General features: G+C 65.9%; 22 protein-coding genes and 1 pseudogene. 11 read left to right on the top strand and 12 right to left on the bottom strand.

The window, feature by feature from the left end; all coding sequences use genetic code 11:
* Positions 1-44 precede the first annotated feature (44 nt).
* Positions 45-701 (bottom strand): O-methyltransferase, encoded by a 657-nt coding sequence (locus A5766_RS03230; RefSeq protein ID WP_064903411.1) that lies wholly within the window; start codon positions 699-701, stop codon positions 45-47.
* Between the two features lie 357 nt (positions 702-1,058).
* Between A5766_RS03230 and sigE the strand changes: the two genes are divergently transcribed.
* The gene (gene sigE, locus A5766_RS03225) at positions 1,059-1,697 is read left to right on the top strand and encodes an RNA polymerase sigma factor SigE (RefSeq protein WP_064868460.1); all 639 of its coding nucleotides are present in this window, start codon (positions 1,059-1,061) and stop codon (positions 1,695-1,697) included.
* Positions 1,698-1,843: 146 nt separating this feature from the next.
* On the opposite strand, the gene A5766_RS24255 is transcribed toward sigE, so the two are convergent.
* Positions 1,844-1,990 carry a hypothetical protein gene (locus A5766_RS24255; protein WP_156527350.1) on the bottom strand — a complete coding sequence of 49 codons (147 nt, stop codon included), beginning with the start codon at positions 1,988-1,990 and terminating at the stop codon, positions 1,844-1,846.
* A 153-nt stretch (positions 1,991-2,143) separates the two neighbouring features.
* Complete coding sequence (locus tag A5766_RS25465; RefSeq protein WP_064903409.1) at positions 2,144-2,512, bottom strand: hypothetical protein; 369 nt, start codon at positions 2,510-2,512, stop codon at positions 2,144-2,146.
* Between the two features lie 209 nt (positions 2,513-2,721).
* Between A5766_RS25465 and A5766_RS03215 the strand changes: the two genes are divergently transcribed.
* Together A5766_RS03215 and tatB are read left to right on the top strand one after the other, a co-directional pair.
* Entirely contained in the window at positions 2,722-4,323 is a 1,602-nt protein-coding gene (locus tag A5766_RS03215) for a trypsin-like peptidase domain-containing protein (RefSeq protein ID WP_064903407.1), read from the top strand.
* Between the two features lie 35 nt (positions 4,324-4,358).
* A complete protein-coding gene (gene tatB, locus A5766_RS03210) occupies positions 4,359-4,808 on the top strand; it encodes a Sec-independent protein translocase protein TatB (protein WP_005205794.1) in 450 nt (149 codons plus the stop codon).
* 59 nt (positions 4,809-4,867) lie between these two features.
* Here tatB and A5766_RS03205 read toward each other — a convergent pair whose 3' ends face one another.
* From A5766_RS03205 to A5766_RS03190, 4 genes are all read right to left on the bottom strand, one after another.
* Positions 4,868-6,013 carry an Mrp/NBP35 family ATP-binding protein gene (locus tag A5766_RS03205; protein WP_005205793.1) on the bottom strand — a complete coding sequence of 382 codons (1,146 nt, stop codon included), beginning with the start codon at positions 6,011-6,013 and terminating at the stop codon, positions 4,868-4,870.
* 110 nt (positions 6,014-6,123) lie between these two features.
* Positions 6,124-7,239 carry a lytic transglycosylase domain-containing protein gene (locus A5766_RS03200; protein ID WP_039855527.1) on the bottom strand — a complete coding sequence of 372 codons (1,116 nt, stop codon included), beginning with the start codon at positions 7,237-7,239 and terminating at the stop codon, positions 6,124-6,126.
* A gap of 230 nt (positions 7,240-7,469) precedes the next feature.
* Entirely contained in the window at positions 7,470-8,009 is a 540-nt protein-coding gene (locus A5766_RS03195; protein ID WP_005205791.1) for a DUF1003 domain-containing protein, read from the bottom strand.
* Positions 8,006-9,337: a magnesium transporter MgtE N-terminal domain-containing protein gene (locus A5766_RS03190; RefSeq protein ID WP_039855526.1), complete on the bottom strand. Its 1,332-nt coding sequence runs from the start codon at positions 9,335-9,337 to the stop codon at positions 8,006-8,008. Before A5766_RS03190 ends, A5766_RS03195 begins: the two co-directional genes overlap by 4 nt.
* A gap of 35 nt (positions 9,338-9,372) precedes the next feature.
* On the opposite strand from A5766_RS03190, the gene A5766_RS03185 reads away from it, so the two are divergent.
* The 5 genes from A5766_RS03185 to A5766_RS03165 all read left to right on the top strand — a co-directional run bounded on the left by A5766_RS03185 (position 9,373) and on the right by A5766_RS03165 (position 14,975).
* Positions 9,373-9,861 carry a general stress protein gene (locus A5766_RS03185; RefSeq protein ID WP_005205789.1) on the top strand — a complete coding sequence of 163 codons (489 nt, stop codon included), beginning with the start codon at positions 9,373-9,375 and terminating at the stop codon, positions 9,859-9,861.
* Between the two features lie 340 nt (positions 9,862-10,201).
* Complete coding sequence (locus tag A5766_RS03180; RefSeq protein WP_039855524.1) at positions 10,202-11,620, top strand: extracellular solute-binding protein; 1,419 nt, start codon at positions 10,202-10,204, stop codon at positions 11,618-11,620.
* Positions 11,617-12,957: a carbohydrate ABC transporter permease gene (locus tag A5766_RS03175; RefSeq protein WP_005205786.1), complete on the top strand. Its 1,341-nt coding sequence runs from the start codon at positions 11,617-11,619 to the stop codon at positions 12,955-12,957. Before A5766_RS03180 ends, A5766_RS03175 begins: the two co-directional genes overlap by 4 nt.
* A 6-nt stretch (positions 12,958-12,963) precedes the next feature.
* Complete coding sequence (locus A5766_RS03170) at positions 12,964-13,794, top strand: carbohydrate ABC transporter permease (RefSeq protein WP_005205785.1); 831 nt, start codon at positions 12,964-12,966, stop codon at positions 13,792-13,794.
* Positions 13,795-13,799: 5 nt separating this feature from the next.
* Positions 13,800-14,975 (top strand): ABC transporter ATP-binding protein, encoded by a 1,176-nt coding sequence (locus A5766_RS03165; protein ID WP_064903404.1) that lies wholly within the window; start codon positions 13,800-13,802, stop codon positions 14,973-14,975.
* Positions 14,976-15,196: 221 nt separating this feature from the next.
* Here the strand turns inward: A5766_RS03165 and A5766_RS03160 are convergent, their stop codons facing one another.
* The 3 genes from A5766_RS03160 to fmdA are packed head-to-tail and all read right to left on the bottom strand — an operon-like array spanning position 15,197 to position 18,032.
* Entirely contained in the window at positions 15,197-16,054 is an 858-nt protein-coding gene (locus A5766_RS03160) for a ParB N-terminal domain-containing protein (RefSeq protein ID WP_064868474.1), read from the bottom strand.
* Positions 16,044-16,730 carry a metallophosphoesterase family protein gene (locus A5766_RS03155; RefSeq protein WP_064868476.1) on the bottom strand — a complete coding sequence of 229 codons (687 nt, stop codon included), beginning with the start codon at positions 16,728-16,730 and terminating at the stop codon, positions 16,044-16,046. Before A5766_RS03155 ends, A5766_RS03160 begins: the two co-directional genes overlap by 11 nt.
* Before the next feature lie 48 nt (positions 16,731-16,778).
* Complete coding sequence (gene fmdA / locus A5766_RS03150) at positions 16,779-18,032, bottom strand: formamidase (protein ID WP_064903426.1); 1,254 nt, start codon at positions 18,030-18,032, stop codon at positions 16,779-16,781.
* A gap of 75 nt (positions 18,033-18,107) precedes the next feature.
* Here fmdA and A5766_RS03145 point away from each other — a divergent pair, with 75 nt between their 5' ends.
* Together A5766_RS03145 and A5766_RS03140 are read left to right on the top strand one after the other, a co-directional pair.
* Positions 18,108-18,395, top strand: coding sequence for an FmdB family zinc ribbon protein (locus A5766_RS03145; RefSeq protein ID WP_039855522.1), 288 nt, complete (start codon positions 18,108-18,110; stop codon positions 18,393-18,395).
* Between the two features lie 24 nt (positions 18,396-18,419).
* Positions 18,420-18,995 carry a suppressor of fused domain protein gene (locus A5766_RS03140; RefSeq protein ID WP_174273051.1) on the top strand — a complete coding sequence of 192 codons (576 nt, stop codon included), beginning with the start codon at positions 18,420-18,422 and terminating at the stop codon, positions 18,993-18,995.
* A 66-nt stretch (positions 18,996-19,061) separates the two neighbouring features.
* On the opposite strand, the gene A5766_RS03135 is transcribed toward A5766_RS03140, so the two are convergent.
* Positions 19,062-20,132 (bottom strand): magnesium and cobalt transport protein CorA, encoded by a 1,071-nt coding sequence (locus A5766_RS03135; protein ID WP_005205778.1) that lies wholly within the window; start codon positions 20,130-20,132, stop codon positions 19,062-19,064.
* A gap of 13 nt (positions 20,133-20,145) precedes the next feature.
* On the opposite strand from A5766_RS03135, the gene A5766_RS03130 reads away from it, so the two are divergent.
* Positions 20,146-21,168, top strand: coding sequence for a glycine betaine ABC transporter substrate-binding protein (locus A5766_RS03130; RefSeq protein ID WP_005205777.1), 1,023 nt, complete (start codon positions 20,146-20,148; stop codon positions 21,166-21,168).
* A 209-nt stretch (positions 21,169-21,377) separates the two neighbouring features.
* Here A5766_RS03130 and A5766_RS24620 read toward each other — a convergent pair.
* Positions 21,378-21,812 (bottom strand): annotated as a pseudogene (locus tag A5766_RS24620) (HNH endonuclease); the annotation flags it as partial.

The raw sequence follows: 21,812 nt of genomic DNA, 5'->3' as shown, positions 1-21,812 counted from the left end.
AGTCCGTCGAGTTCGTCAGTGGCTTTCGCCGCTGCATGTAGCAGTCAGCGGGCTTTCGCCGCTGCGAGTACGCCGCCTCCGAGGGGAACGACGACGGGCAGCAACTGGTCGTCGTCGGCGATCCGCAACGCGGCGGCTCGTGCTGCGCTTGTCACCGGGTCGGTGCGCGTCGGGTCGCCGACCGCTCCCGACGCTGTGGCGTTGTGTACGACGACCACGCCGCCCGGTCGCAACATCCGGACGGCCTCGTCGACGAAGGTCGGGAGGTCGATCAGCGGACCGTCGATGAAGACGAGGTCGTAGGAGCCGTCGGACAGCCGCGGCAACACCTCACGCGGAGTGCCGTTGATCAGCCGGGTCCTGCCGGGCGGGATGTCGGCGCCTGCGAACGACGCGCGCGCTGCCCGGTGGTGTTCGGGTTCTGGGTCGATGGTGGTGAGGACCCCGTCGCCCGACATCCCGTTGAGAAGCCAGAGGCCGCTGACACCCGTACCGGTCCCGATCTCGGCGACGGCGTGTGCGTCGCACGAGCGAGCCAGCAGCGCCAGTAGTGCACCCACCGCCGGGCTGACGGGATCGGTCCCCAGTTCATCTGCGCGTGCCCGCGCGGCGGCCAGCGCGTCGTCTTCGACGATCGCCGATTCGGCGTAGTCGATCAGGGCCGCGGCAGCGGCGTCGGTACCGGTGGGTGCATCGGTCATTCCATGAGATTAGGCCGCGCACCGCCCTCGATGTCAGTGGCACGCCCGATTCGGGTGTTCACGGAGGTCGACGCGCCGCAAACTCGACCCATCCGAATCGTCGCGGGCTCCGACCTACTTCTGTGACGACGTGCTCGGCAGTGAAGACCTATTCGGCCAGCACGTCTCAGCGAAGACTTACTCAGTGAAACCTCAGCCGCCTCACACTGCGACCACACCGCGATGGGAGAAGGTGAGACAACAGCACGGGCGCGGTGGTCGGAATAGCCGGCGATGCGCAGGTGTTCAAGATAGCGAATTCGTGTCGAATCGGACTTGCGCCGCTCGACAGTCAAAGAAGGGAACCGGCCACACGCGATGACTGATCCCCAGGCGTCCACCACCGCAGAACTGAATACGGGAGTCGAGGCGATCGACGTCATCCCCTCGGGGACCGCAGGCTTCGACGCGACCGGCGACGAGTTCTTGATGCCGACGTGGGATGAGTTGGTCCGTGAGCACGCTGACCGCGTGTACCGGCTGGCCTACCGCCTGTCGGGCAATCAGCACGACGCCGAGGATCTGACGCAGGAAACCTTCATCAGGGTGTTCCGGTCGCTGTCGAATTACCGGCCGGGCACGTTCGAGGGCTGGCTGCACCGCATCACCACCAACCTCTTCCTCGACATGGTTCGTCGTCGCAACAAGATCCGTATGGAGGCGCTGCCCGAGGAGTACGACCGGGTCCCCGGCGACACACCCGATCCCCAACAGATCTACGCCGACGCCAATCTCGACCCCGACCTCCAGGCAGCGCTGGACTCGCTGACCCCGGATTTCCGTGCCGCCGTCGTCCTCTGCGATATCGAGGGACTGTCCTATGAGGAGATTGCCGCGACGCTCGGCGTCAAGCTCGGTACCGTGCGCAGTCGTATCCACCGGGGAAGGCAGACGATCCGTGATCACCTCGCGGCTCGTGGCCACGACAATCGACGTTCGGTAGCCGTCGGAAGCTGACGTTTTCACCCGTTTCGGGAACCCCGGGCACCGTCGTGCCGTTTGGGATTCGGATAGGCTGTGGTGCCGGCACGGGCACGCAGCGCCCTCCGTCTCGCGGACCCGACCGGTTCGCCCACGGAGACCGACCTGTGAAGAGGGGTGAATCACACATGATGGACGGCCGACGGGATCGACGAGATTCCGCAGCGGACGCCGACAAACGAGCGCACGTCGACAACAGCCCGCCTGCCACCGGCGCGCCTGCGGACGATGGGTTTGCTGATGGGGCGTTTGCTGATGGGGCACCTCATGTCGACACCGCGGGGCACGCCGACGGTGTGGTTGCATCGCCGGGCATGCGGGGCCGGAGACGTTCTCCGTGGAACCCCGCCACGTGGTCGCCGGCGACGTCGTCCTTCGCGCCCAACCCCGCTTTCCGACGCCCCCGCCCACGTCGATTCGCATCAACCGAGCATCTCGCACCCGAGGCAGTCGCGGCATTTGTCGACGGCGAGCTGGGCATGACCGCGCATGTGCGGGCGACCCATCACCTCGCGCTGTGCCGTGAATGCATGGATGCCGTCGACGCACAGCTCGATGCCCGTACCCGGCTGCGTGATTCCGGCACCGTGGCCATGCCCGCGGATCTGCTCGGCCAGCTGAGCCAGATCCCCACGCGTGAGATCGACATGACAGGTGTGCGTGACCGCCGTGAACATGGCCGCAGGGAGCAGAGCCATCGCGAACAGGGCCCCCGAGAAGAGGGTCGTCGCGAACAGAACCGCCGCGAACAGGGTCGCAGTGCCGGCACGCTCGGTCCCAACAACTTTCATGCGAGCCCGTTTCCGGATGGACGTTTCCGCGGGCCCTGTGCCACCCCGGGACCACTCGCAGCATCGGGCCTGCCACCGGTGAATGCACAGGCCGACTTCGGGCACGAGTCATCGCGCCCCGCCACTGCGCCGATCGACGCGGTCAGCGGTGAACCCGCCCGCGGGCGCCGCAACCGCTGGCGCGGGCGCTGAGTACCGGTAACCAACGCGTGGGAGCAGACGACATCGACGAGACCGCTGCCGGCCGATCGGACGGCGGTCAACGCCGTTCGCAGCCGGACGATTCACCGTTCAGCCGAGTGAACGCCGCTGCAACGGGAGGCGATACCCAGCCCGGCAATACACAGCCCGGCGACGCGCAGACCAGCGACGGCGCTGCGGCTCGTGGCCAGCAGCGACACGTTCCGGTGTCTCCCGCGACCGCGCAGGTCTTCGGCCGTCCCGCGGGCGTACGTGGTTCCTTCGCGACAACACCGTCGTCGTCGAGGCCCGCCCCGCAGATCGCGCCACCCGACCCGGTGCTGGCCGAGGCTTTCGGCAGGCCGGAGGGTTCCGACGAGACACTGCAACGCGATCCACTCGCCGCGTACGGCGTCTCGACCGACGAGCCCGCTCCCGCAGATCCGTGGCGCGATCCGGAGAGCATTGCGACCCTAGACGCGCCGGCACTCGTCGACGAGGCCGCGAGACAACCGACGGTCGCCGGTCCGAAGCTGGGCGTCAAGGATCTGCTGTTCGGTAAGCGGGTGACGTGGTACGCCCTCGCAACCCTCGCCGTGCTGGCACTGCTGATCGGGTTGGTCGGTGGCCTGATCGGCCGGTTCACCGCAGAGGTCGCGGCGCCGCTGAACAGCAACACGGTGAAACTCTCGACGGGTGACGGCGGAGACGGTGGGGGAGAGCCGAAATCGGCCGTCGCGCGCGTCGCCAAGGCTGTCGAGAAATCTGTGGTTGCGGTGGATGTGCGGACCGCGAGCGCGTACGGCACCGGTTCGGGTTTCGTGATCGACTCCGCCGGTTACATCCTCACCAACAACCACGTGATCTCGATGGCTGCGAACGACCGGAGCGCCAAGCTCGAGGTTGTCTTCTCCGATCGCAACCGTGTGCCTGCCCGGATCGTCGGCCGCGACATCCACACCGATCTCGCGGTACTCAAGGTCGACAACGTGGCCAACCTGACGGTTGCCAAGATCGGCAACTCAGACAACCTGCAGATCGGTGAAGAGGTCATCGCATTCGGCTCGCCGCTGGGACTCGACCGCACTGTCACCAGCGGGATCGTCAGCGCGACGCACCGCGCGGTTCCACTCCCACCCGACGCCGAGTCGGACACCGACGCGGTGATCGACGCGATCCAGACCGATGCCGCGATCAACCCGGGCAACTCTGGTGGTCCGCTCGTCAACGAGTCAGCGGAGGTGGTCGGCATCAACACCGCCATCGCCTCGGGTGCCGGCGGCTCGATAGGTCTCGGCTTCGCCATCCCCATCAGCCAGGCCATCCCCATCGCCCAGTCGTTGATCCGTGACGGCAAGGTCAACCATCCGCAGATCGGCGTGAGCGCGAGCTCGGTCCGTAACGACCGTGTACTCGGCGCTGGCGTGCGCAATGTCGTCGCCGACGGACCCGCCGCGCAGGCGGGCGTCAAGGAGAACGACGTCATCACCTCCTTCAACGGCCGCAGCATCGAAAGCGCCGACGAATTGACGGTTGCGGTGCGCACGACGAAGATCGGTGAGCGGGTGCCGTTCACCTACTGGCGTGATGGTCGAACCTTTAACGGGTCGATCACCACTGCCAGCGACTAGCGGCGACGTTTCGGCGACAGAAGTAGGGAAGTGCCATGTTCAGCAGCATCGGTTGGGGTGAGATCCTCGTGCTGCTCGTCGCTGCGTTGGTCATTCTCGGCCCCGAGCGCCTACCCGGAGCCGTGTCGTGGACGATGCAGTCGCTGCGCAAGGCCCGCGAGTACGCGACGGGCGCCACCGATCAGCTGAAGAACGACTTCGGCCCCGAATTCGACGAGCTGCGTAAGCCGCTGTCGCAATTGAACGAGCTACGCGGACTCACTCCGCAGTCGATGATCACCAAGCATCTCTTCGACGGCGACTCGTCGATCTTCACCAGCGGGCCGTCGTCGAACACCGTGGAGCGCGACTCGCAGACCCCGCCGATCAAGCCGGTCTCCGCGCCCGTACCCATGACCAAGGACGCTCCGAGTTCGACGACGAGTGCGTCGAACTCAGACCAGACCCCGCGTCGGCACGACGTCGCCGACTGGGACGCCACCTGACTTCCGATCCCCGCTGATCGCAGCCTCGGGACCGCGTCGGTTGTGGCGCGTTGTGGCCGTCAGCCGTGGCGCGTCGTGTCGATGCCGAGGCTCATGCCCGCGAGGCCACGTCGACGCACCGCGAGCTTGTCGGCGATCGCGCGCAGTGCGCGTCCCGATGCCGAATCCGGCGCCGAAAGCACAACGGGCTCACCGGTATCGCCGCCCTCACGCAGCGCCGTCTCCAGCGGTACCTGACCGAGCAGGTCGACGCTCGACCCCACTGCCCGCGTCAACCGCTCTGCGACCTTCTCACCGCCTCCGGAGCCGAACGGCTCCATCCGCGTACCGTCCGGAAGTTCGAGCCACGACATGTTCTCGACGACGCCGAGGATCTTCTGCCTGGTCTGCAGCGCGATCGCGCCCGCGCGTTCGGCGACCTCGGCGGCGGCCTGCTGCGGGGTGGTCACCACGAGGATCTCCGCACCGGGGATGAGCTGTGCGATCGAGATCGCGACGTCGCCGGTTCCGGGTGGGAGGTCGAGGAGGAGTACGTCGAGATCTCCCCAGTAGACGTCGGAGAGGAACTGTTGAAGCGCGCGGTGCAGCATCGGTCCGCGCCAGGTGACCGGGGTGTTGCCGTCTGTGAACTGCCCGATCGAGATGAACTTCACGTTGTGGCTGATCGGCGGCATGATCATCTTCTCGACCTGCGTCGGCTTGGCGTCGCTGCCGAGCATGCGCGGTACCGAGTGGCCGTAGATGTCTGCGTCGAGTACGCCGACGGACAGCCCGCGTTGCGCGAGGGCCGTCGCCAGATTGACCGTCACCGACGACTTTCCGACGCCGCCTTTACCGGACGCAACGGCATACACCCTGGTCAGCGAACCGGGTTGTGCGAACGGGATGACCGGTTCGGCCTTGTCGCCGCGGAGCTTCTTGCGTAGCTCGGTGCGCTGCTCGTCGTCCATCACGTCGAGATCGACGCGGATCGTGCCGACACCGGGGACGTCGGCGACGGCCTTCTCCACGCGACCCGAGATCTCGGTGCGCATCGGACAACCCGACGTCGTCAGATAGATGGTGACGTCGACGCTCGCGTCGTCGTTGATCTGCACCGACTTGAGCATTCCCAGGTCGGTGATCGGCTTGCCGATCTCGGGATCGTTGACCTTGCTCAGCGCTGAGCGGATCGCGGATTCGGTTGGCTGAACTCCGGTAGTCATCTCCGCCAGCTTAGCGCCGCGATCAGCGCAGGTAGAGAACGGGTGGGGTGCCCACCCGGACACCGATCACGCAGTCGGTCCGACCATCTGGCCGCGACCTCGAGGCACACCTACCTCGGTAGGACCTTGAGTGCGGGGGTGCTCGTCGTCGCTGGTCCTGGCTTGCGCGGCGCGTCCTGCTGGGGTGCGGGCTTGGGCGCGGGCTGGCCGGGGATCGTGATACCCGGAGGCAGGCAGATCGCGCCAAGACACTGCTGCGACGGCGTTGTCGGAGTCGATGGCGTCGACGAATCCGACGACGAGTCGGGTGAACTCGGTTCGCCCGGCTTCGGAGGCTTCGACGGTTTCGACGGCTTGGAACTCGACGACGAGGACGAGGACGGTCGCTTCGGCTCGGGAATGGGGTTGGTCGGCATCACGCCGGTCGCATACGCCCCGGCCCAGGCGAGGACGTTGGTCACGTAATCCATCGAGTGGTTGTACCGGTACACCGCTGCGACCTTGTTCTTGTCGGTCATGATGTCGGTGAATCCCGAGCACAGGTAGCGGCCGGCAGAGTAGGTGGAGTCGAAGATGTTGTTCGGGTCGGCCTTGCCGTCGCCGTTACCGTCGGCTCCCCATGCCGCCCACGTACTGGGAATGAACTGCATCGGTCCCATCGCGCGTGCATAGCCGCCCTGGTGACGAATCACCTCGTTGCCTGCGAGAGAGCCGTCGAGCACGGGCCCTTCAATGGGATTGATGGTGTTGCCGGACTGGTCGACGGACCCGTTGCTCGCGTGATTCGACTCGATCCTGCCGATGCCGGCCAGCAGGAACCACGGGAGCTTGCACTGTGGTTCCTCGGTACCGATGCGGTTCGCGGCAAGTTTGTACGCCTGGAGCACGACGCCCGGTATGCCGAGCGGACCCGATGGCAGGTCAGCGGCGAGACGATACTGCGGAGCGGCCGCGGTCGCCGCAGCGGCGGAACTGGCCGAGACGGTCGGCGGGGGTGCGAATCCCAGCAGCGCGACCGGTTCGGCAGGTGCGACCGCCGCGAGCACCACCGGCTTCTCGGGCTCGGCGCGCACCGCCACCGGAACCCCGCCCTGGGCGCTCGACGTCGCAGCTCCGAGCACCATCACACCGACGAGGGCACCGCCCGCGCCGACGGCGAGAGCTCGTCCGGGGAGTCGGGTGCGCTTGGGGCCGCGACGACGTCGAAAAGGGTGTGGCGCTTTCAATCTCGGACCTTCCCGAGATCGCTGCCACCCAACAGTCGAGTCTGACCCGTCATCGACACTCCATTGCCTCCACAGAAACGCCGGGCGTCACTGTCGACTGATGTCCGACGGCACTCCGGCTGTGACCCACCATACATATGGGTCACGCGTCCGATTGTGGAACCTCCACGAAAGTTCACCATGTGAAAGTCATCGCGTGATCTACCCGTGAAGTTACGCGCAACGCGGTACTAGCGCTCGGGGTGATGCCGCGCCTTCTCGGTCTCGGTCGAGCCATCGAGTCCCTCGAGGCGGGCGACGAGCCGGTCGGTGAGGTCGTCGAGCATGTCGTCGAGTTCTTTTCGCAGGTAGTCGCGGGTGACGGTATCGCCGACGGCGAGGCGGACCGCGGCGAGCTCTCGGGCGAGGAACTCCGTGTCTGCTTTGGTCTGGGCGGCCCGCGCACGGTCCTCGTCGAGCGCGACCCGGTCGCGATTCTCCTGCCGGTTCTGGGCCAGGAGGATCAGGGGAGCTGCGTAGGCGGCCTGCGTCGAGAACGCCAGGTTGAGCAGGATGAACGGGTACGGGTCGAAGCGCAGCGCAACCCAGCTGAGATTGATGATGATCCACACGATGACGATCACCGTCTGAATCGCCAGGTAGCGGCCGGTACCGAGGAAGCGCGCGATGCGCTCGGCGTACATGCCGATCAGGTCGCTGTCGACGTGGAACGACGGGCGTCGGTTGACGCGGGGGGTGTCGAGGCGGCGGGTGCTCTGCTCGCTCGTCATTCACTCGCTCCTGATGTGCCGCTGGCGTTCGCGGCGCCTGCCGTCGCCGACTCTGGTTCGTCGTCCTCGGGTTCGTTCTCGCGCCAGTCACGCGGGAGCATCTCGTCGAGGAGGTCGTCGACACTGACCGCGCCGAGGAGGTGGTTCTCGTCGTCGACCACCGGTCCACAAACGAGGTTGTAGGTCGCGAAGTAGCGCGTGACCGTCTCGAGTGAATCGTCGGGGTGCAACGACTGCAGGTCCGTGTCGAGGATGCCACCGACGATGTTCGCAGGTGGCTCGCGCAGCAGCGCCTGCAGGTGTACGCATCCCAGATAACGGCCGGTCGGCGTGGCGGTAGGTGGACGCACGACGAAGATCATGCTGGCCGCTGCCGGGGTGACGTCGGGGTCGCGGACTCGTGCGAGCGCCTCGGCGATCGTGGTGGAGGCGGTGACGATCAGCGGCTCCGAGGTCATGAGGCCGCCCGCGGTGTCGGGGGAGTGGGTGAGCAGTCGTCGGACGGGCTCCGACTCCTGGGGATCCATTCGCTCGAGCAGCGACTCCGCCTCGGTGTCCGACAGTTCGCCGAGGAGGTCGGCGGCATCGTCGGGGTCCATCGCCTCGAGCACGTCGGCGGCACGTTCGACGCCGAGGTGTGCGAGCACTTCGGTCTGATCGTCCGGCGGCAGCTCCTGCAGCACGTCGGCGAGCCGCTCGTCGTCGAGGGCTTCGGCGATCTCGTCGCGACGTTTGGGTGGCAACTCGCGCAGGGCGTTCGCGACGTCGGCGGCACGCATCCCCTCGAACTGGGAGAGCGCCTGTGCCACGCCCTGTCCGGGTAGCTCGAGTGCGCTCGCGGTGAGTCCCTGCACCCGATTCCACTCCACCACAATGGTTTCGCCGCGTCGCAGTCCTCGACGTGCCGGACGTGCCGCGACACGCGAGACCACCCAGTCGCGAGTACGGGTGCGCTCGATACCGAGGTCGACGACGATCATGTCGATGCCCTCGAGGTCCTCGTGGTCGGGATCGTCGATTCGCACGCGCGTGTCCAGGATCTGCCCGATCGCGAGTGCTTCGCCGGGGCGCAGGTGCAGTCGCCGCAAACTCACGGTTCCGGTGTTGAGGGTCACCGCGGTGGGGTCGATGGACGTGACCCGGAGCATGGGGACGAAGATCCGTCGGCGCGTGGCCAATTCGACGGCGAGACCGAGCACGCGAGGCTGTTGTCCCGGAAGGCGCACGGCGATGACGGCATCGCGGACACGACCGATCGACTCACCATCAGGACCAAGGACCGCCAATCCGACTAATCTGGCCACGAAGACCTTGCTCACCGACGCCATGTGGGTAAGGGTAGTTGCCGAGTGGAGGACATGACATGACCAACCCGTTGAGTTCCGGTCGGCAGACCCCGGGTCTCCCGACCCCGCCCAAAGGGTGGCCGATCGGCTCGTACTCGACTTACGCTGAGGCGCAACGTGCTGTCGACTATCTCTCCGATGAGAACTTCACCGTCCAGGACGTGACGATCGTCGGCGTCGACCTGATGCAGGTCGAGCGTGTCATCGGCCGACTCACCTGGGGCAAGGTGATCGGCGGCGGTGTGGTCTCGGGGGCATGGCTCGGACTGTTCTTCGGATTGCTGGTCTCACTCGTCGTCAGCGGCAACGCGTTGGTGCCCATCCTGTTCGGTCTCGTCGGCGGCATCGTCTTCGGCGTCATCTCGACGACGATCCCGTACGCGGCGACTCGCGGCCAGCGTGACTTCGCGTCGACGATGCAACTCGTCGCCGGACGCTACGACGTTCTCTGCGACCCGAAGAGTGCCGAAAAGGCCCGCGACATGCTCGCCCGCCTCAATCCCTGACCCACTCTTCGATCCCGTGCGTATGCGCGTGAAACCGGCGTGCGCGAAGAACTTTGGCACGGTCGCGCCGAATGTGTTGCTTGTCACTACCGCGCCGGGCTAGCGTAGCCACCAACGCCATGGCGCGCGGTGACGCTCGCTGTGCTGCGTACGACATCGAGGAGGCTGCGTGCGGAGCGACGGTGACCAAGCCGAAAGCGGCGATCACGACGGGAATACGGGCAACAGGCATTTCGGTAACACGGATATAGGCAACAGGGATACAGGCATTGGGGTCCAGCGGAATAGGGCCGCAGGCGATGTTGCCGGGCGAGCAGTGGGGCGGAGCCGATCGCGACGTATGTCGGTGAAGGCGGCCGTCGCCGCTGCGGCACTGGTCACCGTGCTCCCGATCGTGTCCGCGTGCGGTTCCGGTCATGAACCAGGAGTCCTGAATCTGTACCCGCCTGCCGACGGTGCCGGTTCGATCAAGTCCATGGGCGACAAGTGTTCTCAGGAGTCCGGTGGCAAATATCGCATCGTGACGACGGCCTTGCCCAAGGCTGCCGACGACCAGCGCCTGCAGTTGGCGCGACGGCTCTCCGGCAACGACAAGAGCCTCGACCTGATGGGCATGGACGTCGTGTGGACCGCCGAGTTCGCCGACGCGGGTTGGTTGACGCCGGTACCCGAGAATATCGCCGGTGAGGTGGAAGGCAGGACGCTCGGTGGTCCGCTCGAGACCGCCAAGTGGAAGACCAAGCACGATGACGCGGAACGCCTTTACGCGATCCCGATCTGGACCAACACCCAGTTGCTCTGGTACCGCAAGGATGTTCTGCGCGAGACCCTCGACAAAAGCCAGCCCGCCAAGACGTGGGACGGCATGGTGGCCGACGCAACCCGCAGCCTTGCCAAGGGCGGGCCGAGCTACATCATGGTGCAGGGCAAGCAATATGAAGGCCTGATGGTCTGGTTCAACTCGGTACTCGCGAGCGCGGGCGGCGAGGTGGTCGATCCCAACGACCCGAACAAGGTGACGCTCAACGACACCCCAGAACATCGAGCGGCCACGGTGAAGGCGCTTCGCATTCTGAAGGCCGTTGCGACCGCTCCCGGACACGATCCGTCGTTGACCAACGGCGACGAGACCAGTTCGCGACTGGGCATGGAGACGGGAAAGGCGATCTACCAGGTCAACTGGCCGTTCGTGCTGTCCTCGATGCGCGAGAATGCCGCCGCGGGCAGCGTGCCGTTCCTGACCGAACTCCAGCAATATTCCGGTCTGTTCGCCGACAAGGACAACACCCCGACAGACGAACAACTGGCGCCGGTGACCCGTGCGGTTCGGCAGAAGTTCGACTTCGCTCCCTATCCCGGTGTGACAGAAGGAATTCCGGCCAAGAGCACGGTCGGCGGACTGAATATCGCAGTGGCGAACACCTCGCAGCAGAAAGACCTGGCGTTCGAGGCGGCGATGTGTCTGACGAATGCGCGGGCGCAGAAGTTCTACTCGATCGACGCGGGCACCCCGCCGGTCATCTCGTCGCTCTACAGCGATCCCGATTTCCGCGCGGCCTATCCGATGGCCGACGACATCAAACTCCAGCTCGAACCCGAGCATGCTGCACTGCGCCCGAAATCACCTGATTACCAAGCGATCTCGACGCTGCTGCAGGCAAAGCTCTCTCCGGTCGGCTCCTGGGACCCCGAGACCCTTGTCGACGAGCTTGCCGAGCAGGTGCAGAAGGCGATCAACGGGGAGGGACTCATCCCATGACATCCGGCAACGACGGCACGGGCAACGACCCGGCCGAGGAGCGCAGGGGCAGGCACGCAATGCCCGGCGACGGTGACGACACCGGGGGATCGGCGACGACGGACGGATCGGCAACCGGGCACGGACCCGGATCGTACGGGCGCACAGTGCATTCGGACGCGTGGACGCCGCCGGAGCGTCTCGGGCAGCCCACCGGGGGCGCACCCGAGCACGCCGCGCCGACGTCGAGCGGCTCGTCCGCTGAGGTTCGGTCCTCTGGGGTTCCGTCCACTGAGGTCCCGTCCTCTGGGGCTCCGTCTTTGAAGAAGTCGGCGCCCCTGACGCCTACCGCCGCGCAAGCCACGGTGGTCGGGGCGGCTTCCCGCTCGGATGCCGCGAGGTCGGTAGGCGGGACTTCCACGGCGACTCTGGAGCGACCCGCGACGTCGTCGAAGCGCGCGAAGCGATCCGGTGAGGTGAGTGAGGGCAAGAAGCAGGAACGTCGACTGGCGTACTGGTTGATCGCTCCGGCAGTGATCCTCATGTTGGTGGTCACCGCGTACCCGATCGTCTACGCATTCTGGTTGTCGCTCAACAAGTCGAGCCTGTCGGCGCCGGGCGAGCGTGAGTTCACGTGGTTCAGCAACTACGGCACGGTGCTCAGTTCCAACTACTGGTGGACGGCGTTCTTCGTCACGCTCGGCATCACCGTGGTGTCGGTCGCCATCGAGTTGGTGCTCGGCATGGCGATCGCGATCGTGATGCACCGCACCATCTTTGGGCGCGGTGTGATCCGGACGGTCGTGCTGATCCCCTACGGCATCGTGACGGTTGCGGCCGCGTTCTCGTGGTACTACGCGTGGACACCCGGAACCGGCTACCTCGCCAATCTTCTGCCGGACGGCAGTGCGCCGCTGACGCAGCAGTGGCCATCACTGGCGATCATCGTGCTCGCCGAGGTCTGGAAGACCACGCCGTTCATGGCGCTGCTGCTGCTCGCCGGTCTCGCGCTGGTGCCCGATGAGCTACTCAAGGCCGCAGAGGTCGACGGTGCGGGCGCGTGGACCCGCCTGCGGCGCATCATCATTCCGATGATGAAGCCCGCGATCCTGGTCGCGCTGCTCTTCCGTACGCTCGACGCGTTCCGCATCTTCGACAACATCTATGTGTTGACGGCGGGCAACAACAACACCTACTCGGTGTCGATGCTCGGCTACGACAACCTGTTCAAGGCGTTCAATCTGGGTGTGGGATCAGCGATTTCGATACTTATCTTCGTGTGTGTCGCGATCATCGCCTTCATCTTCATCAAGGGCTTCGGCACCGCCGCGCCCGGTTCCGACAACGAGGGGAGGTAGGACGCCATGAACCGCACCGCCAAATCTCGGGTCGGCTGGCTGATCGCCGACATCCTGGTCGTGCTCTACGCGATCATTCCGCTGCTGTGGATCATCAGCCTGTCGTTCAAGCCGGCCAGCAGCGTGACCGACGGCAACTTCTTCCCGACGCACTTCACACTGGAGAACTACTCGGGGATCTTCCAGACGAGTGCGTTCACCTCTGCGCTGCGCAACTCGCTCGGAATCGGTCTCATCACCACGCTCATCGCCGTCGCGATCGGCACGATGGCCGCCTATGCGGTTGCGCGACTGGACTTCCCCGGCAAGAAGCTGCTCGTCGGTGCCGCACTGCTGATCGCGATGTTCCCCCAGATCTCCCTGGTCACACCGCTGTTCAACATCGAGCGCAGTATCGGACTCTTCGACACCTGGCTCGGCCTGATCCTCCCGTACATCACGTTCGCTCTGCCGCTGGCCATCTACACTCTGTCGGCGTTCTTCCGCGAGATCCCGTGGGAGTTGGAGAAGGCGGCAAAGATGGACGGCGCCACGCCATTTCAGGCGTTCCGTAAGGTCATCGCGCCGCTCGCAGCGCCCGGTGTTGTGACCGCGGCGATCCTGGTGTTCATCTTCGCCTGGAACGACCTGCTCCTCGCACTGTCGTTGACCTCGACCGAGCGGGCGATCACCGCTCCCGTCGCGATCGCGAACTTCACCGGTAGTTCGCAATTCGAGGAGCCGACCGGCTCCATCGCTGCTGCGGCGGTCGTCATCACCATCCCCATCATCATCTTTGTGCTCTTCTTCCAACGTCGAATCGTCGCCGGCTTGACCTCCGGCGCGGTGAAGGGATAGTCCCCATGGCAGAGATCGTGCTCGACAACGTCAGCAAGAAATACGCGGACGGCACTGTCGCCGTCCACGACTTCACCCTCACGATCGCCGACGGCGAGTTCATCATCCTCGTGGGGCCGTCGGGTTGCGGAAAGTCGACGACCCTCAACATGATCGCGGGTCTCGAGGACATCAGCAGCGGCGACCTGTACATCGGTGGGGAGCGGGTCAACGACAAGTCGCCCAAGGACCGCGACATCGCCATGGTGTTCCAGAGCTACGCGCTCTACCCGCACATGACGGTCCGACAGAACATCGCGTTCCCGCTCACCCTGGCGAAGTTGCCGAAGGACGAGGTCAACAAGAAGGTCGACGAGGCCGCCAAGATCCTCGATCTGACTCAGTACCTCGACCGCAAGCCGTCGAATTTGTCCGGTGGCCAGCGCCAGCGCGTCGCCATGGGGCGCGCGATCGTGCGGTCGCCCAAGGCATTTCTCATGGATGAGCCGCTGTCGAACCTCGACGCCAAGCTCCGTGTCCAGATGCGCACCGAGATCTCGCGTCTGCAGACGCGACTGAGCACGACGACCGTCTACGTCACGCACGATCAGACCGAGGCGATGACCCTCGGTGATCGTGTGGTGGTGATGCGCAACGGATATGTCCAGCAGGTCGGCGCACCCAACGAGCTCTACGACAATCCGGTCAACGTGTTCGTCGCCGGGTTCATCGGTTCGCCGTCGATGAACTTCCTGCCCGGCACGCTGAGCGCGGACGCGATCGATACGCCGCTGGGACGATTGGTGCTCAGCGACCACGATGTCATTGCAGCCGAGGCGAAGAAGGAAGGCAGCAACGGCGAGGTGCTGATCGGTATCCGGCCCGAGCAGATCGAGGACGCTTCGCTCATCGATCCGGCGGTCAAGGCACGTGGCACGACGTTCACCGCCGATATCGATGTGCTCGAGTCGATGGGTTCGGACAAGTACGCCTACTTCACCATTGACTCGGGCCGCGCAGCCAACGACGCCCTGGCTGAACTGGCGGCGGACTCGGGTTCAGACCTCGGTTCCGGCGAGATGGTCGCCAGGCTCTCGCCGGAGTCGGCGGTGACGAAGAACTCGCGCGCCGAGTTGGTGTTCGACACCGACAAGATCGCCGTGTTCGACCAGCAGTCGGGAGTGAGCCTGCGCCGCAGGTGATCTCGACACGGGTACTCGCTTCGCTCGTGCCCTGCTCGATCAGCGGGGTTTTCCGCTGGTCGCGCGTCCACCGCTGGTCGAGCGTCAGCCCGCTGGTCGAGCTTGTCGAGACCACCGCTGGTCGAGCGCCAACCCGCTGCTCGAGCGCCGACCCGCTGGTCGAGCTTGTCGAGTCCACCGCTGCTCGAGCGCCAACCCGCTGGTCGAGCCTGTCGAGACCACTACCGCCGGCGGCGGCGCGACTGCTCGCGAAGCTCCTCGATGATCTCGTCGTCCCAGATGTGCCTGCGCACAAGGCGATAGCGCTCGCCCGCGACCCACATGTAGAGCTCGGCGTCGTCGGTGATGTCCGGCCGGACCTCGGCGCGGCGTGCCATTCGGACGACCGGTAGAAACTCCTCGCCGAACCACCGGCGCGCGACTTCCGGTCTGCTCAGGAACTCTCCGACCTCCTGGCTGAGCCGAAAACCCCACGCCTCGACCGCCTCCGCGAGTTCGGCGTAGGCGAACGGGTCGGACAGACGCACGGCATCGGCCTGCGCTCCCGTGAGGGGAACGCGCGCGAGAAAGAGTCGGCGGTGGTCTTTGAGTACGAGGTCCGACGGCGCGTTGATGCCGTCAGGTGTGATGCGCGTGTGGATTTCGGTGACGTAGGCGTCGATCGTCTCGACATGGTGGGCGATCGCGATCGAGACGCGGTGATGGCCGTCGATGACGAAGTACATCGACCCGATCTTGTACAGCAGTACCGGCGGGACCGACTCTCCCCGACGCTGCGCGGCGGCAAGACGTTGCCAACGTTGCCGGATGCGCGACGACGTCGGCCGGAAGTACTTGTCGAAATCCTTTGTCCGGTCGACACTTCCGACGATGTCACGCACGTTGACCTGCTGCAGACCCAGGTTGGTCTCGCCGGTTCTGCCGAGTGCGCGCACGACTTCGTCGAACGGCAGGATCGTGTTGACGTCGGCGGGTTGGCGGGTGAACCAGTGTGTGAGACGGGCGAGTTCGGCCTGACGTCGCATGCGGGCGAAGTCGTTCTCGGCGTCGGCGTCGGGAAATCCGGTGTCACGCGCCATATCGTCGCCTCACGATCGTGAAGTCGCGGCTCTCGGGCTCGATGTCGAACTGGCAGTATCCGACCACGTTCATCGACACGGTGTCCTTGCCGACGATCTTGTCCTGAGGATGTGCGCCGAACGGATGGACATGGCCGTGGACGAGTAGTGCCGGATGAAGGTCCGACACCAGGCTGTTGAGGCACTCGAAACCGCGATGCGGCGGGTCGTCGCCGTCGCCGACGCCACGGGCAGGACTGTGGGTCAAGACGATATCGGGTCGACGCCGCCGCAGGTGGGCGCCGATACGGACTCGCCAACTGCGCCATCGCTGTTGCGCTTCGGTGTACTGATTGGGGCCGCCGTTGTAGCGGATGGAGCCGCCGAGTCCACTGATACGCAGCCCGGCGGCTTCGACGGTGCGGCCGTCGGCGTTGATCGCTCCGAGCGGGCCGGGATCGCGTGCCGGTAGCCCAGCGCGCACCCAGCCGGTTCTGGATTGTCGGTAACCACTGAGATCTGGGTCGTGGTTACCCGGAACGAAAACGCACGGCGCGTCGCAGAGCATCATGAGAGAGTCCAGATAATCGAAGGGAAGGTCCCCGGCGCCGAGGATGAGGTCGGGTTTTCCCTCAATGCCGACCCCGAATGTGAGTGAGTCCACCACCTCGTCGGCGACAGCCAGGACACGCACCATGTGTGTCAGGGTAGGCCAACCGGCGCGCGGTGCATGTGGCCGAGCCCTTTAGAAGCTGGCGTGCGGAGCGCCGATTCCCGGGTCGATCCGCACCGGGCCGTCCTTGGAGGGCGCGACCGGAAAGTCGAAGATCGCGGTCGGAATGTACACGGTCGCACAGGAATTGGGAATGTCGACGACCCCGGACAACCGTCCCTCGATCGGCGCCGAGCCGAGAAGCAGGTACGCCTGCTCCGGGCTGTATCCGAACTTCGTGAGGTACTCGATCGCGTGCAGACATGCCCGCTGGTAGGCGAGGTCGGAGTCGAGGTAGCGCTGCTCACCGTCGAGCGTGACCGATGTACCCGAGAACGCGATCCACTCCGAGTACTGCGGATCGGTGTTGCCGGGCATGAAGATCGCGTTCTCGGTGACGCCGTAGGTCTCCATGCCGCCCTTGATCAGGTCGACGTGCAGATCGATGAAACCGCCCATCTCGATGGCCCCGCAGAAGGTGATCTCGCCGTCGCCCTGTGAGAAATGCAGGTCGCCGAAGGACAGGTTGGCGCCCGGCACGAAGACGGGATAGAAGACGCGACTGCCCTTGGTGAGATTCTTGATGTCCTGGTTGCCGCCATTCTCGCGAGGCGGTGCCGTTCGCGCAGCCTCCGCGGCGACGCGACCGAAGTCGGCACCGCTCAGCGATCCGAGGATGGCGCTGTCGGGTTCGGGTGGAAGTGCCAGTGGCGGAACGCGTTCGGGATCTGTGGCGATCAGCGCGCCCTCCCGCGCATTCCAGGTTGCCAGCAACTGTGGGCTCGGGGCCGTGCCCATCAGGCCGGGATGCACGATTCCGGTGTACTTCACATGCGGCACATGGCGACTCGTCGCGCTCTGCCCGGCGAAATCCCAGATCGCCTTGTAGGCGTCGGGGAACTGTTCGGTGAGAAACCCACCGCCGTTGAGCTTGGCGAAGATGCCCGTATAACCCCAGCCCTGACCTGCTAGCGGACCCGAATCCTCCTGGGGAATGGGCCCGACGTCGAGGATGTCGACGATCAGCAGGTCGCCGGGCTGCGCGCCCTCAATCGCGAACGGTCCGGAGAGTGTGTGCACGTTGTTCAGCGGGGCGTTGAGGATGTCGTCTGCCGAGTCGTCGTTGTGGATCGCGCCGTCGAACCACTCGCGGCAATGTGCGCGGAAGGTGTCTCCCGGCTTCACCGTGACCGCAGGCGGAATATCGGGATGCCACCGATTGTGTCCGACGATCTGCTGCGCGGTGAACGGCTTCGATGAGTCCAACGGGAAGAGCAACTCCGGCATGACGGCCTCCTGATGTCGCGACGGTGCAGTGCCATTCAAGATTCCGCGACGCACAGGTCGCGCTATGGTCTGCACATGCCAACCTACGTCTTCCGGTGCCCGCAGGCATGCGATGACGTCGAACAGGTGCACTCGATGCTCACCGTCCCCGACGACGTGGAGTGCCCGGTCTGCTCGGAGCGTGCTCGACGAATCGTGACCGCCCCGCGGCTCGGCGTCGGCGACAGTGCTGCCATGCGGGCACACGACGCAACACGAGCGACCGCCGACGCACCGGCCGTTGTGTCGTCGGTCCCGGGTTCGCCGCGACGTTCGACGCCGGTGACCACCAATCCGCTGCACCGGCGGTTACCGCGTCCCTGAACCGCCCGGCTACCGTTGAGTGCCGTGAGTCCTTCCGTCACCGACACCGTGCACGAATACGTCGTCTCCGAACTCGGCGTCGAACCACAGCGGGCGTCGGTGACCTTCCTGGGCGTCGAGCCCATCGACGTCGAACGATTCGCGCTCGACGACGACGTGGTGTTCGTGACCGTCGGATGCGCCCGTCATCCGATGACCGATCCGGGCGACCTGCATGCCGACCCGCTGCGCGGCCCGCGCGCCGAACTTGTGGTGCGGATGCACAACCGGGTCCCGATGCCCGGACTGCACCGGCGATTGGCGACCGTTGCCGCGGCGCCTGCGGTCGAGGGACTCATCCTCGCGCCGGACGCACTGGTCGATCTCGGTGAGCCCCTGTGGGATGGCGCGCCGTTCACCGCGCTACTGACGATGGCCGACGATCTGGGCGAGCTTGCACTACCCGACCCGATGGAACCGGTGCGGTTCCTGCGAACGATCCCGATCACCGCGAACGAAGCCGCCTGGGTGCGACTCAAGGGAGCCGACGCCCTGCGCGAGGCGTGGGCGGAAGCGGGCATCGACATCGCCGACCCTAGGCGTTCTCCCGCCACCATGTGATCCGGTGCGACACGCCTCGCGCGGGCCGTCCGCGCAGGTTGGCCACGCAGCCAGGTACGTCGCCGACTACAGCCAGTGACTTCGACGGAACGTCGCCCACAGGCCGCCGCAGATGAGGAACATGACCAGGCACAGAATGCCGAAGCCCTGTCGGTCGTGCATGCCGGGCAGGATGTCGAAGTTCATCCCGTAGAGGCCTGCGACCATTGTCGGCACCGCGGCGATGGCCACCCATGCCGAGATCTTGCGCATGTCGCTGTTCTGCTGAATGCTCACCTTCGTCGCGGCGGCGTCGAGCAGGGAACTGAGGACTTCGTCGTATTCGACGACGTGCTCGATCACGGTGCTGAGGTGGTCGGACACGTCGCGGAACTGGCGTCGAATCTCCTTGGGCACCAACGTGTTGTCGGAAGCCAGCCGCGACAGCGGGCCCGCAAGCGGTGTGACCGCACGGCGCAGTTCGAGCACCTCGCGCCGGAGTAGGTAGACCGGCTCGATGTTGAGCCAGCGCTGTTGCCGCGAGAAGACGGTGCTCTCGATCGACACCACGTCGTCCTCCATCCGTTCGGAAACGGCGAGGTAGGAGTCGACGACCTTGTCGGCGATGGCGTGCAGTACGGCGGTGGGACCCAGCGCGAGGCGTTCCGGTCGGGCTTCGAGTCGTCGACGCAGATTGTGGAGGTGGGTGTGGTCGCCGTGGCGGACGGTGATGACGAAGTCGCGCCCCGCGAAAACCATGATCTCGCCGGTTTCGACCACCTCGCTGGCCTTCTCCATCGACTCGTGTTCGACGTACTTGACCGTCCGCAGCACGAGGAACTGAGTGTCGTCGTAGACCTCGAGCTTCGGACGTTGGTGGGCGTGCACCGCATCCTCGACGACGAGTTCGTGCAGGCCGAACACCTCGCCGACGCCGGTCATCTGCGCGTCGTCGGGAGCGACGAGTCCGAGCCACACGAACCCCTCGCCGCTCTCACGTACCTGCTCGAACGCGTCGGCGTAGGTGATACGCCCCGGCTGCCTGATCCCGTCGACATAGACCGCGCAGTCGACGACCGCCCGTGCGACGGGGACCGGAATCCGGGGGAGCGGACGCGCACCACGTGCGTTCCGTGCACCTGGGCGGAGGTTGGGCATTGGCACGAGGTGGATGCTACTCGCGCAGGGGCATCGTTATACCGTGAGAGCCGTGCGGAATCGTGTGTGGGCCACCGCTGTCATCATTGCGGTTGCGATGGTTGTCACCGGGGTGCTCGCGGGATGTTCGGATTCGTCGCGCGGCTCGGCGTCGTCGAGTCGACTGCTGCATCTCGGTTCGGCCGACGACTCGGCGCTGCGTGTGATGGCTGAGATCTACGCCGGAGCACTGCGCGACGTCGGTGCACCCGTGGCAGATGACATGGCCCGCGGCGACGACACCGCACTGCTCGACGAGATGGATCGCGCGCGGGTCGACCTGTTTCCGGCATTCAGCGGCGAACTGCTCACCTCGCTCGCGCCGAAGTCGACCGTCACGTCGTCGGACGAGGTTTACGACGAGCTCAATCGCTCTCTGCCCCAAGGTGTTTCGGTGGGCGACGCGACGCCGGTGAGCGCAACGCCCCAGGTCTTCGTCGCGACGTCGCTGGCGCAGTCGAGCAACGTCACCGACCTATCGGAATGTGGGCGACTGCCCGAAGGGCTTCCCGTGGTGGTCGTCGGACGTCCGCAACCCGCCGACATGGCCGTGTTTGCCGCGCAGGGTTGTCGCTTCGGTGCGGTGGAGTCGGTCGGATCGGCACGCGAGGTGATCGCACGGGTCGGGACGGCACAGGCTGTCGGCGTCGTGACAGCCCTCGACGCCGCGGTCGCTATCGACCCCGCGGCGCCACAAATCCAGGCGCTGAGAGTTCCCGTGCCGACGCAGCAGGACGCGGGACAAACCCCGGCTACTCCGACTACGACATCCACCCCATCCGCCCCGTCGAGTCAGTCGCCGCAGAGCGGGCCGCGGGCGCAGAATCTCGTGCCGGTGTACCGGACCGCCGCGCTGACCCGCAGCGAGGTCAAGCAGATCAATCGTGTCGCGGGGGAGATCACCACCGCCGATCTCGCCGAACTCGCACGACGCGCAGACGCGGGCACCAAGCCACGCGACCTCGCGGCCGGGTGGCTCGGCGAGCACGGCCTCTAGTTGGAGCGGGGCAGGAGGCTTCGTCGCCCCCAACCACGTTGCCCAACCACGTTGCTCAACCACGTCTGCCCCGCCACCGGGGTGTGGTGGCGGGGTGTAGACGGTTGCGGCACAGCCGGATTCGACGGTTTGCCCGGTTCGTTGGGCTAGCGTGTCGGCCGGGTCGGCGTGGCCGGTCAGCTGGCGCGGCCGGTCAGCTGGCGCGGCGATCAGGCTGCGTCTGCCAGCGGTGGGTCGACGCCTCCTGGTGGGTCGACGTCGCCGAGCCACCAGGGGCTGGCTGGTGGGGCCGGACCAGTTGGCGCGTCGGGGTCTGTGGGCGGCTCGGGCTCGGGTGGATCAGCGAGGTTCCATTGGATGTCGACCCGCGCGCTGAGCGGTGGGGCACCGGTCAGGCGCATCGAACCCGCCAACGCGAGCTCGACGCCGGTCAACGTCGACTCATTCGCCCTCGGCGCACTTGGCGTCGAAGGCGACACCATCCAGGCACCGACTGCGTCCGCGACGATCTCCGCGTCCGTTGAACCCGGGGCTCGCGCGCCGATCTCGGTAACCGTCGCGCCTGTGCCGGCCGCGCGTGCAGCCGCTGCAGCCTCGTTGCTCGTGTGTTCGGCGGTGAGGTAGTCGTGGAAGTCGGCTTTGAC

It is taken from the genome of Gordonia sp. 852002-51296_SCH5728562-b (assembly GCF_001665475.1).
GTDB classification, from domain to species: Bacteria; Actinomycetota; Actinomycetes; order Mycobacteriales; family Mycobacteriaceae; genus Gordonia; species Gordonia sputi.
The sequence above is the reverse complement of the archived record's forward strand: the minus strand, read 5'-3'. Positions and strand labels throughout refer to the sequence as shown.

Coding starts and splice junctions, on each gene's coding strand:
- A5766_RS03230 (WP_064903411.1), bottom strand. CDS start 701: ATGACCGATGCACCCACCGGTACCGACGCCGCTGCCGCGGCCCTGATC.
- sigE (WP_064868460.1), top strand. CDS start 1,059: ATGACTGATCCCCAGGCGTCCACCACCGCAGAACTGAATACGGGAGTC.
- A5766_RS24255 (WP_156527350.1), bottom strand. CDS start 1,990: ATGAGGTGCCCCATCAGCAAACGCCCCATCAGCAAACCCATCGTCCGC.
- A5766_RS25465 (WP_064903409.1), bottom strand. CDS start 2,512: ATGAAAGTTGTTGGGACCGAGCGTGCCGGCACTGCGACCCTGTTCGCG.
- tatB (WP_005205794.1), top strand. CDS start 4,359: ATGTTCAGCAGCATCGGTTGGGGTGAGATCCTCGTGCTGCTCGTCGCT.
- A5766_RS03205 (WP_005205793.1), bottom strand. CDS start 6,013: ATGACTACCGGAGTTCAGCCAACCGAATCCGCGATCCGCTCAGCGCTG.
- A5766_RS03195 (WP_005205791.1), bottom strand. CDS start 8,009: ATGACGAGCGAGCAGAGCACCCGCCGCCTCGACACCCCCCGCGTCAAC.
- A5766_RS03190 (WP_039855526.1), bottom strand. CDS start 9,337: ATGGCGTCGGTGAGCAAGGTCTTCGTGGCCAGATTAGTCGGATTGGCG.
- A5766_RS03185 (WP_005205789.1), top strand. CDS start 9,373: ATGACCAACCCGTTGAGTTCCGGTCGGCAGACCCCGGGTCTCCCGACC.
- A5766_RS03180 (WP_039855524.1), top strand. CDS start 10,202: ATGTCGGTGAAGGCGGCCGTCGCCGCTGCGGCACTGGTCACCGTGCTC.
- A5766_RS03175 (WP_005205786.1), top strand. CDS start 11,617: ATGACATCCGGCAACGACGGCACGGGCAACGACCCGGCCGAGGAGCGC.
- A5766_RS03170 (WP_005205785.1), top strand. CDS start 12,964: ATGAACCGCACCGCCAAATCTCGGGTCGGCTGGCTGATCGCCGACATC.
- A5766_RS03165 (WP_064903404.1), top strand. CDS start 13,800: ATGGCAGAGATCGTGCTCGACAACGTCAGCAAGAAATACGCGGACGGC.
- A5766_RS03160 (WP_064868474.1), bottom strand. CDS start 16,054: ATGGCGCGTGACACCGGATTTCCCGACGCCGACGCCGAGAACGACTTC.
- A5766_RS03155 (WP_064868476.1), bottom strand. CDS start 16,730: ATGGTGCGTGTCCTGGCTGTCGCCGACGAGGTGGTGGACTCACTCACA.
- fmdA (WP_064903426.1), bottom strand. CDS start 18,032: ATGCCGGAGTTGCTCTTCCCGTTGGACTCATCGAAGCCGTTCACCGCG.
- A5766_RS03145 (WP_039855522.1), top strand. CDS start 18,108: ATGCCAACCTACGTCTTCCGGTGCCCGCAGGCATGCGATGACGTCGAA.
- A5766_RS03135 (WP_005205778.1), bottom strand. CDS start 20,132: ATGCCCAACCTCCGCCCAGGTGCACGGAACGCACGTGGTGCGCGTCCG.
- A5766_RS03130 (WP_005205777.1), top strand. CDS start 20,146: ATGCTACTCGCGCAGGGGCATCGTTATACCGTGAGAGCCGTGCGGAAT.